This window comes from Pseudoalteromonas sp. R86517 (genome assembly GCF_042466295.1).
Classification (GTDB): Bacteria; Pseudomonadota; Gammaproteobacteria; order Enterobacterales; family Alteromonadaceae; genus Pseudoalteromonas; species Pseudoalteromonas atlantica.
Map to the genome: position 1 here is coordinate 276,510 of NZ_JAXHCB010000001.1, position 12,855 is coordinate 289,364.

The following is a 12,855-nucleotide window of genomic DNA, read 5'->3' on the forward strand; positions in this document are numbered from 1 at the left end:
GTTTTAGTGTGTAGTGGCTACTTAACCTGAGCTCAGGTTGCTAAATAAGTAGCCACGTTGCGGTGCCTAAAAAGGCAAAAATACCGACAATATCAGTCACCGTTGTAAGTACAACACTACCTGCAAGTGCAGGGTCTATATTCATTTTTTTCAATAAAATAGGAATACATGCGCCAGCAACACCAGCCACTACGAGGTTCATAAACATTGCAAATGCGAGCACGCCGCCAAGCATAAAATCCCATTGCCAAAGCGCAATTACACTGGCTATAAGTATTGACCAAATAACCCCGTTTAATGCGCCTATCGCCAGCTCTTTAGCCATTAAAAATCGTTGGTTAGTTTGGTTAATATGGCCCACGGCAATACCGCGAATAACTAGAGTTAAAGATTGGCTACCTGCTACACCACCCATTGAGGGCACAATGCCATTGAGTACAGCTAAAATAGGTAATATATCTAAGGTGCTTTCAAAAAAGCTGGCCACAAAGGCGGCAGCTAAGGCTGTGAGTAAGTTAACGCCAAGCCATACTGAACGCTTTTTTGAGCTTTTTAAAACAGGAGCAAAGGTGTCTTCTTCATCATCAAGACCGGCAAGGCTTAATAAGCTGTGCTCTGCATCTTCACGAATAACATCAACAATATCATCAATAGTGACACGCCCAAGCAAGTGGGCGTTATCATCGACTACAGGGGCCGATATCCAGTTATGGCGCTCAAATAACTGAGCAACTTCACTTTCATCCATCGAAATAGGGATAGACTCACAGTCTTCATCCATTAAATCTTGAACAATTTTTTCAGGCGGATTAGTTAACAGTGTACTAAGTGATAATGCACCTAAAAAACAGTTATGTTTATCAACAACGTATAAATCATCGGTGCCCTCTGGCAGCTCACCGCGTAGCCTAATATAACGCAGCACAACATCAAGAGTAACGTCTGGGCGAATGGTCACCGTATCGGTGTTCATTAGCGCGCCTGCAGAGCGCTCTTGGTAAGATAAAGCTTGTGTAGCGCGTTCGCGGTCTTGCGTATCCATAGCGCTAACCACATCTTTGTACACGGTATCAGGTAGGCTACGCAGGACTTCACCTAAATCATCGTGGCCCATATCCTCAGTGGCCGCGGCAATATGCTCAGGTTCCATTTGTGCAATGATACCTAAGCGTACATCTTCAGAGAGCTCTTCTAGCACATCCCCTTGCACATCTGGGTCAACCAGTTGCCAAAGCATGCGTCTAATTTTATGCGGAGAGGATTCAAGCAGCAGTGCTGTATCACAAGGTGCTGTTTTTGCTAGCATGCGTCTTACTTGAACAAATTGCCCACTATTAAGTGATTTAGTCACTTGTTTTAGTTGCTGTAGTGGATAGTCTTGTTCAAACGCTTCTGGCATTGGCATCCTAAATATTTTTGTGTAATGGAAAGGTGTTTAGTAAGTGGTGTTGCCCACTGTCATTTTCTTTATTTTTTGTGCTAAACCCAATGCTGGGGCTAAATTAGTGTTTAAAATTAAGTAACCAAATTTAGCAGGGGCATGGCTTTATTACCTTAAATTAAAGCACTAAATTAGGCGAGTCGGAATACCCTAACTTACTAAATCTTTATAGTTCAGCCTGATAAGACTTTAACTTATAAGGCTATGGTGCTTTAAGTTATTCTTGTTCGTTAAATCGTTGTGCAATTAATTGCCCAACCGCATGCAAAGCTTGCTCTGAATCAGGGCCTTCACAGACTACTTTAACTTCTTTACCTTTACTGCTTTCAAGTAGCATTAAAGCTAATACGCTGTCGCCTGCGGCTTCTTTATCATCTTGGTGTAAGGTGATTTTAGCATCAAACTGCACAGCTAATTGCGCAAGGACCGTTGCCGCTCTGGCGTGTAAGCCTAATTTATTTTTTATTAAAAATGTGTCTTCACAGCGCATAAATTACTATACCTAAACTGAACAGGTTATTATTTTAAGGTTACTTTTCTTGCTCACGATGACGAATTTTGACATTCGGATGCGTCATAGCAAAGCTCTCACCAATGGCTTGCGCTAAATAAACCGAGCGATGTTGACCACCAGTACAGCCAATTGCAATAGTGAGGTAACTACGGTTATTGCGCTCTAAGTGTGGCAGCCAAGTTTGTACAAAGGTTTGAATTTGCCAAGTGAATTTTTGCACTATGCTGTGATTTGCCAAAAAATCTTTTACTGGTTGATCAAGGCCCGTAAGCGGTTTAAGTTCAGGCTCCCAGTGGGGGTTTGGCAAAAAGCGAGCATCAAAAACATAATCAGCTTCTTTAGGTATGCCGTGTTTAAAGCCAAACGATTCAAACGTTACAATAAGTTGCTTATCTTTTTTACCCAGTATTTTTTCGCGAATTGACTCTGCTAATTGGTGCACACTTAAATCGGTGGTATCTAGCATAAAGTCAGCGCGCGTTACGAGTACATCAAGCAGTTCTTTTTCTTTTTTTATTGCTAAATCAAGCGGCAGCGAATCGATGGATAAAGGGTGTAATCTGCGTGTTTCTGAAAAACGTTTGATCAGTGTTTGATCATCACTATCTAAATAAAACAGTGTGGGTTTAGCAAAGTCAGGAAGGTACTCGAGAATATCGTTAAATTCGTCTTGTTCTTTGGGGATATTACGAACATCTATACTAACGGCTATTTTGTCATAGTTATCTGAAACACTTCGCACTAAAGAGGGCAGTAAGTTGACCGGAATATTATCTACGCAATAATAGCCTAAATCTTCAACCACGCGTAAAGCAACCGACTTACCTGAACCAGAACGGCCGCTTATGATAATTAACTCCATTTATAGCCCTTAGTATTTACTACGATTGATCAACAATTACTTGATAAAGCTCTGCATCGGTTTTAGCACTACGCAGCTGTTTACAAAATTCTTTGTTGCTCAGTTTATCAGCTATGGTTGCCAGAGTCTTTAGGTGCTGTTGGTTATCGCCATCTGGTACGATGAGTGCAACAAAAATATCAACAGGGCAGTTATCAATAGCATCAAAGTTAACAGGCGTGTCGCTAACAAGTACTAAAGCCAGCGGCTCTTCTACGCCACCCATTCTGCCATGAGGAATGGCGATACCCCGGCCAATACCAGTACTGCCTAGCTTTTCTCTGCTTGCCAGCGCATTAAGAATATCTTGTTGTGGTAAGTAGGGGAGCTTTTCATGAGCAAGCTCACTGATAAACTCTAAAATTCTTTTTTTACTACTAAAAAGGACCGCAGCTTTGCTGCAGTCCTGGCATACTAATGTACTTAATTTCATAATATTAGTGTCTAGCAAGCTTCTCTTTATGTTTTATGACTTGACGATCGAGCTTGTCAATCAACGAGTCTATAGCGGCATACATATCTTGGTGCTCTGTTGAGGCAAATAAATCTGCGCCACTTACATGAATAGTCGCTTCTGCTTTTTGGTTGAGTTTTTCTACATCGAGAATGACATGCACATTGCTAATATGATCTGAGTGCCTTTCTAGCTTTGCAAATTTATTATTTACATAGTCTCTAAGTGAATCAGTTACTTCTACGTGACGACCAGTTAGGTTTAGTTGCATAAGCATTTCCTCTTTGTTTTTTACGTCTTATATCAAACTCTTTCTCTGATTTGACGGTGGAATAGCTAGCGATTCACGGTATTTTGCTATTGTGCGTCTAGCTACTTTAATTCCTTGCTCTGCCAATATATCCGCAATTTTACTATCACTCAATGGTTTAGCTGAGTTTTCCGCGGCAATTAGCTTTTTAATTAGGGCACGTATTGCGGTTGATGAACACTCTCCGCCGTTTTCTGTGCTTACGTGGCTTGAGAAAAAATACTTAAGCTCAAAAATACCACGTGGCGTATGCATATATTTTTGTGTTGTAACACGCGAAATTGTCGATTCATGCATTTCTACCATCTCAGCAACATCGTTTAAAACCATTGGCTTCATGGCTTCTGGGCCATGTTCAAAAAATGCCTGTTGCTGTTTTACAATACAGTTTGTTACCTTAAGCAGCGTGTCGTTTCTGCTTTCAAGGCTTTTTATAAACCATTTAGCTTCTTGTAAGTGAGAACGAATAAACTGGCTATCACCACTTGATTTTACGGTACGTGACATAGCCGCGTACTGACTATTTACGCGTATTTTTGGCATGCTATCTGGGTTTAGCTCTACCACCCAGCGGCCTTTTATTTTTTTAACCGACACATCCGGTATTACATACTCCGACTCTTCCCTTACTATTGTATCTGCAGGTTTTGGGTTGAGGGTATGTATTAGGGTCATGACCTCTTTAAGCTCGTCTTCTTTAAGCTTAGTCTTTTTCATTAATGTACGATAGTCGCGTGCCGCTAATAGATCAATGTGATCGGTTAAGATCATTTTTGTTTGTTCTATAAAAGGGGTGTCTTTATCAAACTGGTTTAGCTGAATGCACAAGCACTCTTGTAAACTGCGCGCGGCTATACCTACAGGGTCAAATAGCTGAATACGTTTTAAAACGGCTTCTATTTCATCAAGTTCAACTTCAACTTCGTCATCGTTTTCTTGGTTAAAGCTTTCTAAAATTTCTTCGCAACTTAGCGTTAAAATACCCGAGTCATCTACAGCTTCTACAATGGCAATAGCAATGGCTTCGTCAGTTGGGCTAAAAGGAGTAAGCTGAAGCTGCCACATTAAATACTCATGTAGCGTTTCAGTAGAGGCACCTTGATAAATAGACTCATCTTCTGGCATTGGGCCTGAGGATGCAGCAGGGGCTGCGCTCATGTACTCATCCCAAGTTACATCCATTGCCATATCATCGCTAACGGTGTCTTTATTTAAAGCTTCGCCACTGTCTTGCTCGTACTCGCTGGTTGTATCGTCAGCCGATGCGCTTACGGTTACATCATCCGTATCTGCTTTTTGTTCATTTTTTCCAGCCGACTCTTCCGTGTAATCTTGCTCTTCTACTTCTAATAGCGGGTTGCTATCAAGTGCTTCTTGTATTTCTTGCTGGAGATCCAATGTACTGAGCTGCAGCAAGCGAATCGCTTGTTGCAATTGTGGAGTCATTGTAAGTTGCTGGCCCATGCGCAGCTGTAATGATTGCCTCATGTATCTCTAACAATCCTTTTATGTTGTTATAATTAATATTAGCAGATGCTTGTAGGTGTGGCTTAAATGTTACAGCCTAAATTGCTCGCCTAAATAAACATCGCGTACAGTTTTGTCATTTAATACGTGTTCTGGGGTGCCAGATGCAATTAGCTCCCCATGAGAAACAATGTAGGCTTTTTCACAAACATCAAGGGTTTCTCTTACATTGTGATCGGTAATTAATACGCCAATGCCACGGTTTTTAAGATGCTCTATTATTTTCTTTATATCTAACACTGAAATCGGATCAACACCAGCAAAAGGCTCATCCAATAAAATAAATTTAGGGTTTGCTGCCAGTGCTCTGGCAATTTCTACACGGCGGCGTTCACCACCAGAAAGCGCCATACCTTGGCTATCGCGAATATGCTGAATACTAAATTCATCAAGTAAGTTGTTAAGCGTTTCTTCTCGTGCGGCTTTATTGAGCTCTTTACGCGTTTCTAAAATAGCCATTAAGTTTTGATAAACTGTCAGCTTTCTAAATATTGATGACTCTTGCGGCAAATAGCCAATGCCTAAGCGGGCGCGGCTGTGCATAGGTAATAACGTAATGTCGTTATCATCAATAGAAATTTTACCTTTGTCGCTAGGTACTAACCCTACAATCATGTAAAAGGTGGTGGTTTTACCTGCGCCATTAGGGCCCAATAAGCCAACAATGCTGCCGGCTTCTACTTCAAGGCCTACATTTTTTACAACTTGGCGGCCTTTATAGCTTTTTGCTAATAGTTCTGCTTTTAAGGTGCTCATGGTTGACCTTCGTTACCTGTTTTTTCTTTAATTTTTGCTTCAACAGGCACTAAAATTGTATGGACACGATCCGTAGAGTTTTCGTCTTTTTCTGCGCTAATAAGCTGCTGCTGCATGTCGTAGGTAATACTTTTAGCATTAATTTTTTGACCGGCTTGTGCGACTTCAGCATCGCCAACAAGCGTTAAAAAGCGCTTTGCTACGTCGTAACGTACTTCGTTTGCGCTGGCACTCATTACGGTACCGTCGTCTTGTTTTTCTTCGAAGTAGGCTGGGCTGCCAGTGGCAATAAGGAGTTGTTTGTTATCCCCTAAGTCTTCACGTTTATGTACTTCGAGTCGGTCGGCTGTAATTTTGCGATTACCATGCACAATTTCGACGTTCTTTTCAAAAATACCTACGTTTTCTTTAAGTTGGCCTTCTTGACGGTCTGCACTAATAGAAATTTGATTTGCTGGCGGTTGAGCAGCAGGCTCAGCAGCAGAGGCGCTAAATGCAAGCATTAGCGATGGGATAATAAGTATTTTAGTGAGTTTATTGGTCATAATATATTGTTCGCGTATGGTTAATTAGTTTTATTACTTCGGTTTTTAAATCGGCTTCAAGGCCTTTACCGACAATTTTTAAATTAGGCCCAGTGACAACCACTGGCTGCTCAGAGCGCATTGTTAGCGCTTTAATGTCGACTTCGATGTTATCGGCATCGATGTTATCTATCATGGCGTTATCAACTAAATTTTTAGCAACCACATTGCCTTCTAAAATAAGTTGTTTATCTTCGTAAAGCGTTGCTTCGTCTGCATTTATTCGCCATGTTTGCTTTTCGTTATACAAGGTGAAAATAGGTTTTTCAAAAAACGTAAAACCAAGCTGTTGGTACAGCTCCATTTTAGCCGCTGTGACTTTATGGCTTATTTTGCCTTGCTCGTCATAGGCTGTTTGCTTAAGCTCTATAGCGGTGTAATCGGGCTTTGCAATTACTTCAGGTTCTTGCTCTGGCGCTACATTGGTTTGGGTAAAATAAGGGTACCAAAGCCAAACCATACAGCCGATGAATAACGCACTGAGTATAACGCGTGCTGCATTCATGAACTGGTGCCTTGTGTTGTAAGCGCTATGCCATTCTCTAGCATAAGTAAGTCTGTGAGCTCTCTAACGGCGCCAAAGCCGCCAGGCATTTGCGTAGTGTAATGCGATAAGCGCTTAATAAGCGGGTGCGCATCGTTTACTGCAACGGCAAAGCCAACGCGCTCCATTACTGGCATGTCAGGGCCATCGTCACCAATATAGGCTATTTGTTCATCAGTTAACTTTAAAGTGTTTTTGAGTTCTTGATAAGCAATAAGTTTGTCTTCTTGGCCTTGATAAATGTGCTGCACGGTTAAGCTGCTCATGCGAGTTTGTACTATTTCTGAGTGACGCCCCGTAATGACCGCAACTTCAAAACCGCTATTGATCAGCGCTTTAATGCCAAAACCATCTTTTGTATTAAATGCTTTTAATTCTTCGCCTTGGTTACCGAGGTAAATTCGGCCATCAGAAAATACACCATCAATGTCGCATATGAGTAGTTTTACTTTTTTGGCGCGTGCTTTGGCATCATCGCTTAGCGGTTGATAGAGATCTTCAAATTGCATTTATAATACTCCTGCTTTTAAGAGGTCTTGCATATTTAAGGCGCCTATTGGCTGGTTTTTATCATTGACCACAATTAAACCATTAATACGTTTGTTTTCCATTATGTTTAGGGCTTCAGCTGCAAGTATATCGGCCGTGGCAGTTGTGCATGATTTGGTCATAACTTGGCTAATAGCGGTGCTATGTATATCCACTCTTTGCTCTAAAATACGGCGTAAGTCACCGTCGGTAAAAAGGCCTGCAAGCTGTTGATTGTTATCTACAATAGCGGTCATGCCCAGCCCTTTTGCTGACATTTCTATTAACGCGTCTTTAATTGTTTTCGTTACACCTATAATAGGGGTGTTTGCGCCGCTGTGCATTACATCTTTTAAAGTGAGCAACAATCGCTTACCTAAACTGCCGCCAGGGTGAGAGAGTGCAAAGTCATCGGCGGTAAAGCCGCGTGCTTCTAAAAGCGCAACCGCCATTGCATCACCCATCGCTAAAGTGGCAGTGGTGCTTGCTGTAGGCGCTAAACCTAATAAACAGGCTTCTTGTTCTACTTTTATGCATACGTGCACATCGGCAAGTGTTGCCATAGTAGAGAGCGGGTTGCCTGTCATCGATATTATTTTTGCGCCAAGGCGTTTAAGCACCGGAATAATATTAAGTACTTCGCTGGTTTCGCCCGAGTTTGATATAAGCATAACCACGTCATTTTTGGTTATCATGCCTAAATCACCATGGCTTGCTTCGCCTGGGTGAACAAAAAAGCAGGGCTGCCTGTACTTGCAAGGGTAGCAGCAATTTTATTACCAATATGGCCTGATTTACCCATGCCAATAACAATAATGCGGCCTTGGCAATCAAACATGAGCTGACACGCACTATGAAAGTTTTCGTCAACATATTGTGTAATATCAGCAAGCGCTTGGCGTTCAATGTTTAATACGCGTAAACCTTGCTCTATAAAATTTAGTTGTGCCATTGTTACCCTACTTGACTAAAAATATAACCTTGGTACGCCAAAAATGCGATGAGTAATAGGCCACCTTCTACTCTATTGATACGCTGAGAACCTCTAAAGTTCAATGACATAATAATAAGCGCAAGCGTAGCACCTAACATAATAAGTATGTCGCGGTTTGCAAGTGACGGGTCAACCACTGATGGGTTAATAATACCTGCAAGCGGTAATACCGCTAAAATATTAAATATATTTGAGCCCACAATATTACCTAGGGCTAAATCATCTTCGTTTTTAAGTACACCCGCTACAGAAGCTGCAAGTTCAGGCAAGCTTGTGCCAATGGCGATAATGGTTAAGCCAATTACTAAGTCGCTTAAACCAAAGTATTTAGCAATATCGACTGCTGAACCAACTAAAAAGTGTGAGCTAACAGGCAATAAAACCATGCCGACAATTAGCCATAAAACGGCTTTTTTAGTTGGTACATCGTTAGGAACCTCATCGCAGGCTTCTGAAACAAAAGGGTCATCTTGATTTTTTGCGCGCAAAGAAACCACAATCAAACCGCCAATAAATACAGCAAATGCAACTAGCAATGCCACCCCTTCGGTAAGTGAGAAGTAGTTGTCTGAAAATACATACCACGTAGCCAAGGATACCAGCATAACAAGCGGCATTTCGCGTTTTAAAGTGCTTGATGACACACTCAAAGGGCGTAGCAGCGCAGTAATACCTAACACAAGTAATATGTTTGTTATATTTGAACCTACCGCGTTACCGACCGCTGTGTCGGTTTTATTTGCCAAAGCAGCCGAGGCCGATACCATCATTTCAGGGGCCGAAGAACCCATAGCAACAACCGTTAAGCCAACAATTAAAGTAGGGACTCCAAAGTTTTTAGCAAGCGCTGCCGCACCGTATACAAATCGGTCGGCGCTCCACACAAGTGCAGCAAAACCAAGAATTAAAATAACAAACGAGGTAACCATTATGTTAAGCCAGATGTTCAAAATACAGATGGCGCGAATAGTAACAAAAGCCAACATGAAAGTATAAGCAAAAGAGCAGGGTCTACTATTGCAGTGCGTGAATTTTATGCGCTTAAGCAAAGGTTAAGGCAATTTACTTCAGCCTTAGAGCGCTTTTTGTAGGCGTATTACAAAATCTTACGAATTGTTTTTTCCATCTTGGCTAAAAAACCCTTAAAATAGGAGCACGAGTGAACATTGTTACGGAGAGCGACTTGTCGCAATCAATAGTAGAAGTCAAGGATGTTAGCTTTTCGCGAGGCGATAGAACCATATATAAAAATATGAGTTTTAGTGTTCCTAAAGGTAAGATAACAGCGATTATGGGGCCAAGCGGAATTGGCAAAACCACAATGCTACGCTTAATTGGTGGGCAGCTTAAGCCTGACGCCGGCGATATTTTATTCGAAGGCGGCAGTATTCCTAGTATGTCGCGCAAAGAGTTATATGCGGCACGAACCAAAATGAGCATGCTGTTTCAAAGCGGTGCGTTATTTACTGATATGTCGGTATTTGACAACATTGCATTTCCTCTGCGAGAGCACACCAAGTTAAGTGAAGCGTTAATTAAACTAGTCGTATTAATGAAACTGCAAGCGGTGGGTTTACGCGGTGCAAAAGATTTAATGCCTTCTGAGCTTTCTGGCGGTATGGCCAGACGAGCAGCACTTGCACGTGCTATTGCACTGGACCCAGAACTTATTATGTATGATGAGCCTTTTGCCGGCCAAGACCCAATATCTATGGGCGTATTGGTAAAGCTTATTAAGTCGTTAAATGAAGTGCTAGGTTTATCATCCCTTATTGTAACCCACGATGTGACGGAGGTAATGAGTATTGCCGATCACGTTATTATTATTGCCGATCAAGGCGTAATAGGGGCAGGGACACCGGATGAAATGCGTAATCATGAATCTCCATTAGTACAGCAGTTTTTAAAAGGGTTATCGGATGGGCCTGTGCCATTTCATTATCCTGCACAAACGTATGCTGATGAGCTGTTAGGAGAAAACGCTTAATGTTGGATTTATTTCAAAAGTTAGGTCATAAAACGCTGGGGCGTTTTGCTGCATTAGGGCGCTCTGCCAACATGCTTTTTAATGCATTGTGGAATGTACCTAACTTTAAAAAAGGCACACCGCTGTTAGTGCGCCAACTTTATATGGTTGGTTCGCAATCATTATTAATTATTATGGTGTCGGGTTTGTTTATTGGTATGGTGCTTGCGCTGCAAGGTTACACTGTATTGGTTGGCTATGGCGCCGAAGACAGCCTAGGCCCATTAGTTGCGCTTAGTTTATTACGCGAACTAGGCCCTGTGGTTACAGCGCTATTATTTGCTGGTCGCGCTGGAAGTGCGCTAACGGCAGAAATAGGCTTAATGAAAGCCACCGAGCAACTCTCTTCACTAGAAATGATGGCCATTGATCCTCTCAAGCGCATTATTGCACCGCGTTTTTGGGCAGGTTTTATTAGTATGCCATTGCTTGCACTTATTTTTTCTGCGGTTGCTATTATCGGTGCTCATTTAGTTGGGGTTGATTGGTTAGGCGTAGATACCGGCAGCTTTTGGTCGATAATGCAATCGCAAGTATCGTTTCAAGAAGATGTATTAAACGGCATGATAAAAAGTTTTGTATTTGCCATGGTAGTGACCTGGATTGCGCTTTATAAGGGCTACGACTGTATCCCAACCTCAGAAGGGATCAGTAAAGCAACAACAGAAACAGTTGTTCACTCATCACTGGCAGTATTAGGGTTTGACTTTATTTTGACAGCGGTAATGTTTACCAGCTAATAGGGTATAGATAATGAATTCACGGAAATTAGAGATTTTAGTTGGCTTTTTTGTCGCATTAGGCATTTTAGCGTTTGCAATGTTAGCACTTAAAGTGGCTAATTCGGGTATTAGCGGGTCGGGCGAAACCTACACGCTAAATGCAAAGTTTGAAAATATCGGCTCACTTAAAGCGCGTGCACCGGTAAAAGTAGGCGGTGTAGTGATTGGCCGTGTTGAATCTATTTATGTACACCCACAGGAGTTTTTGCCAGTGGTAAATATGACGATAGATGCACAGTATTTATGTCGTTTTTCAGACACTAGCTCAATCTCAATTTTAACATCGGGTATTTTAGGGGAGCAGTACTTAGGTATTCACCCTGTTATTTCTCCTAATGCAGCAGAGCAGCGCTGTTTAGGTGAAACAGTGACCGAAAACGCACAAGATCAAGCAATCGATGAGTTATTTGGCGTAGAGAGCAAAGCGTTAGGTGATGGTGATTCAATCACAGATACTAAGTCTGCACTTGTTTTAGAAGAGTTAATTGGGCAGTTTTTATTCAACCAAGGTAGTGAGTAATTATTATGTTGAAACAGTTTTTAGCCGTTATTGCACTTGGTGCAACCCTAGCTGTGCAAAGTGTTAGCGCAGCCGAAGTTAAACTGACAGATCCTAACAAAATGGTGCGTCAGGTAGCAGAGCATACATTTGAGCGCATTAAAAAAGATCAACCGCTTATCACTAAAGATAAAGAACACCTTCGTGTTATTGTAGAAGAAGAGCTGATGCCTTACATAGACTACAAATATGCAGCACTTCGTGTGTTGGGTAGTGAAGTGTCTAAAGTGCGTGCAATTACCGATGAAGCCGAAAAAGCCGAAGCAATTAAAGACATCCAAGAATTTATTGGCGCGTTTAGAGGCTATTTAGTTGCTACTTACGCGGGTGTATTTACTCAATACACTGACCAACATGTAGAATTTGGCGCAGAGCAACCATTTAAAGGCAAAGATGTAGTTGTAGTAAAAACTAAAATTACAGAAGATGGCAAGCCTGACATAAAAATTGATTTTAAAGTGCGTGAAGATCGCAGCGGTGAGTGGCGCGCATACGATATGATTGCAGAAGGAATTAGCTTACTCGATGCAAAACAAAGTGAGCTACAAGGTATTTTACGCCAGCAAGGTATTGCACACGTAAGTAAATTACTAGAGCAAAAGAGCCTGTTACCTGTGCAATTTAGAGGCAACAACAGCAATGACTAAATTGGCAATTAGCCAAGTAGATGAGCAGCACTATAGGGTAAGTGGTGAACTTACCCGCAGCTCAATTGGCAATGAACAGCTTCTGAACGCCAAGTCATTAAGTAAGCATAAAACCATCTATTTTGACCTTTGTGAGGTAATGAGGGTTGACACAGCGGGCTTAGCTTGGTTAATTCACTCTTTTGCTGAATTTAAGCAACAGGGCACACGCCTTGAATTGCAAAATCCACCTGAGCAATTGCAAAATTTAATGCAGTTGGGTCAGGTAACAACTTTATTTGAGTGAGA

At 41.7% G+C, this 12,855-nt stretch carries 16 protein-coding genes and 1 pseudogene; 5 read left to right on the forward strand and 12 right to left on the reverse strand.

Translation table 11 applies throughout. The annotated features are described in order from the left end of the window. Positions 1–40 precede the first annotated feature (40 nt). The 12 genes and pseudogenes from mgtE to SJY38_RS01290 form a co-directional block, all read right to left on the reverse strand. Positions 41–1,399 carry a magnesium transporter gene (gene mgtE / locus SJY38_RS01235; RefSeq protein WP_004589080.1) on the reverse strand — a complete coding sequence of 453 codons (1,359 nt, stop codon included), beginning with the start codon at positions 1,397–1,399 and terminating at the stop codon, positions 41–43. A 259-nt stretch (positions 1,400–1,658) separates the two neighbouring features. Continuing rightward, positions 1,659–1,931: an HPr family phosphocarrier protein gene (locus tag SJY38_RS01240; RefSeq protein ID WP_004589081.1), complete on the reverse strand. Its 273-nt coding sequence runs from the start codon at positions 1,929–1,931 to the stop codon at positions 1,659–1,661. Between the two features lie 40 nt (positions 1,932–1,971). Beyond that, positions 1,972–2,817, reverse strand: coding sequence for an RNase adapter RapZ (rapZ, locus tag SJY38_RS01245; protein WP_004589082.1), 846 nt, complete (start codon positions 2,815–2,817; stop codon positions 1,972–1,974). 19 nt (positions 2,818–2,836) lie between these two features. Continuing rightward, positions 2,837–3,289, reverse strand: coding sequence for a PTS sugar transporter subunit IIA (locus SJY38_RS01250; RefSeq protein ID WP_004589083.1), 453 nt, complete (start codon positions 3,287–3,289; stop codon positions 2,837–2,839). Between the two features lie 4 nt (positions 3,290–3,293). Next, positions 3,294–3,581, reverse strand: a complete 288-nt coding sequence (gene hpf, locus SJY38_RS01255; RefSeq protein WP_004589084.1) for a ribosome hibernation promoting factor — start codon at positions 3,579–3,581, stop codon at positions 3,294–3,296. Positions 3,582–3,608: 27 nt separating this feature from the next. Then, complete coding sequence (locus tag SJY38_RS01260) at positions 3,609–5,108, reverse strand: RNA polymerase factor sigma-54 (RefSeq protein WP_004589085.1); 1,500 nt, start codon at positions 5,106–5,108, stop codon at positions 3,609–3,611. Between the two features lie 69 nt (positions 5,109–5,177). Further along, a complete protein-coding gene (lptB, locus tag SJY38_RS01265) occupies positions 5,178–5,903 on the reverse strand; it encodes an LPS export ABC transporter ATP-binding protein (protein WP_004589086.1) in 726 nt (241 codons plus the stop codon). Next, complete coding sequence (lptA, locus tag SJY38_RS01270) at positions 5,900–6,448, reverse strand: lipopolysaccharide transport periplasmic protein LptA (RefSeq protein WP_004589087.1); 549 nt, start codon at positions 6,446–6,448, stop codon at positions 5,900–5,902. Before lptA ends, lptB begins: the two co-directional genes overlap by 4 nt. Further along, positions 6,438–6,992, reverse strand: coding sequence for an LPS export ABC transporter periplasmic protein LptC (lptC, locus tag SJY38_RS01275; RefSeq protein ID WP_054982305.1), 555 nt, complete (start codon positions 6,990–6,992; stop codon positions 6,438–6,440). Before lptC ends, lptA begins: the two co-directional genes overlap by 11 nt. Beyond that, complete coding sequence (gene kdsC / locus SJY38_RS01280; protein WP_004589089.1) at positions 6,989–7,540, reverse strand: 3-deoxy-manno-octulosonate-8-phosphatase KdsC; 552 nt, start codon at positions 7,538–7,540, stop codon at positions 6,989–6,991. The genes lptC and kdsC overlap by 4 nt, the downstream gene beginning before the upstream one ends. After that, positions 7,541–8,511: pseudogene (locus tag SJY38_RS01285) on the reverse strand (KpsF/GutQ family sugar-phosphate isomerase). A 2-nt stretch (positions 8,512–8,513) separates the two neighbouring features. Next, positions 8,514–9,482, reverse strand: coding sequence for a calcium/sodium antiporter (locus SJY38_RS01290; protein WP_004589091.1), 969 nt, complete (start codon positions 9,480–9,482; stop codon positions 8,514–8,516). 254 nt (positions 9,483–9,736) lie between these two features. Here SJY38_RS01290 and SJY38_RS01295 point away from each other — a divergent pair, with 254 nt between their 5' ends. From SJY38_RS01295 to SJY38_RS01315, 5 genes are read left to right on the forward strand one after another with little or no spacing between them, the layout of a single operon-like run. After that, positions 9,737–10,540, forward strand: coding sequence for an ATP-binding cassette domain-containing protein (locus SJY38_RS01295; RefSeq protein WP_004589092.1), 804 nt, complete (start codon positions 9,737–9,739; stop codon positions 10,538–10,540). Then, positions 10,540–11,319: a lipid asymmetry maintenance ABC transporter permease subunit MlaE gene (mlaE, locus tag SJY38_RS01300; protein WP_024033330.1), complete on the forward strand. Its 780-nt coding sequence runs from the start codon at positions 10,540–10,542 to the stop codon at positions 11,317–11,319. Before SJY38_RS01295 ends, mlaE begins: the two co-directional genes overlap by 1 nt. Before the next feature lie 13 nt (positions 11,320–11,332). Beyond that, complete coding sequence (mlaD, locus tag SJY38_RS01305) at positions 11,333–11,881, forward strand: outer membrane lipid asymmetry maintenance protein MlaD (RefSeq protein WP_004589094.1); 549 nt, start codon at positions 11,333–11,335, stop codon at positions 11,879–11,881. Between the two features lie 5 nt (positions 11,882–11,886). Continuing rightward, positions 11,887–12,567, forward strand: a complete 681-nt coding sequence (locus tag SJY38_RS01310) for a phospholipid-binding protein MlaC (protein ID WP_377109158.1) — start codon at positions 11,887–11,889, stop codon at positions 12,565–12,567. Beyond that, positions 12,560–12,853 carry a lipid asymmetry maintenance protein MlaB gene (locus tag SJY38_RS01315; RefSeq protein ID WP_024033329.1) on the forward strand — a complete coding sequence of 98 codons (294 nt, stop codon included), beginning with the start codon at positions 12,560–12,562 and terminating at the stop codon, positions 12,851–12,853. The genes SJY38_RS01310 and SJY38_RS01315 overlap by 8 nt, the downstream gene beginning before the upstream one ends. Positions 12,854–12,855: the final 2 nt, after the last annotated feature.

What these genes read in the sequence shown, in the direction of transcription:
- mgtE (WP_004589080.1), bottom strand. Translation starts at nt 1,399, where the DNA reads ATGCCAGAAGCGTTTGAACAAGACTATCCACTACAGCAACTAAAACAA.
- SJY38_RS01240 (WP_004589081.1), bottom strand. Translation starts at nt 1,931, where the DNA reads ATGCGCTGTGAAGACACATTTTTAATAAAAAATAAATTAGGCTTACAC.
- rapZ (WP_004589082.1), bottom strand. Translation starts at nt 2,817, where the DNA reads ATGGAGTTAATTATCATAAGCGGCCGTTCTGGTTCAGGTAAGTCGGTT.
- SJY38_RS01250 (WP_004589083.1), bottom strand. Translation starts at nt 3,289, where the DNA reads ATGAAATTAAGTACATTAGTATGCCAGGACTGCAGCAAAGCTGCGGTC.
- hpf (WP_004589084.1), bottom strand. Translation starts at nt 3,581, where the DNA reads ATGCAACTAAACCTAACTGGTCGTCACGTAGAAGTAACTGATTCACTT.
- SJY38_RS01260 (WP_004589085.1), bottom strand. Translation starts at nt 5,108, where the DNA reads ATGAGGCAATCATTACAGCTGCGCATGGGCCAGCAACTTACAATGACT.
- lptB (WP_004589086.1), bottom strand. Translation starts at nt 5,903, where the DNA reads ATGAGCACCTTAAAAGCAGAACTATTAGCAAAAAGCTATAAAGGCCGC.
- lptA (WP_004589087.1), bottom strand. Translation starts at nt 6,448, where the DNA reads ATGACCAATAAACTCACTAAAATACTTATTATCCCATCGCTAATGCTT.
- lptC (WP_054982305.1), bottom strand. Translation starts at nt 6,992, where the DNA reads ATGAATGCAGCACGCGTTATACTCAGTGCGTTATTCATCGGCTGTATG.
- kdsC (WP_004589089.1), bottom strand. Translation starts at nt 7,540, where the DNA reads ATGCAATTTGAAGATCTCTATCAACCGCTAAGCGATGATGCCAAAGCA.
- SJY38_RS01290 (WP_004589091.1), bottom strand. Translation starts at nt 9,482, where the DNA reads ATGGTTACCTCGTTTGTTATTTTAATTCTTGGTTTTGCTGCACTTGTG.
- mlaE (WP_024033330.1), top strand. Translation starts at nt 10,540, where the DNA reads ATGTTGGATTTATTTCAAAAGTTAGGTCATAAAACGCTGGGGCGTTTT.
- mlaD (WP_004589094.1), top strand. Translation starts at nt 11,333, where the DNA reads ATGAATTCACGGAAATTAGAGATTTTAGTTGGCTTTTTTGTCGCATTA.
- SJY38_RS01310 (WP_377109158.1), top strand. Translation starts at nt 11,887, where the DNA reads ATGTTGAAACAGTTTTTAGCCGTTATTGCACTTGGTGCAACCCTAGCT.
- SJY38_RS01315 (WP_024033329.1), top strand. Translation starts at nt 12,560, where the DNA reads ATGACTAAATTGGCAATTAGCCAAGTAGATGAGCAGCACTATAGGGTA.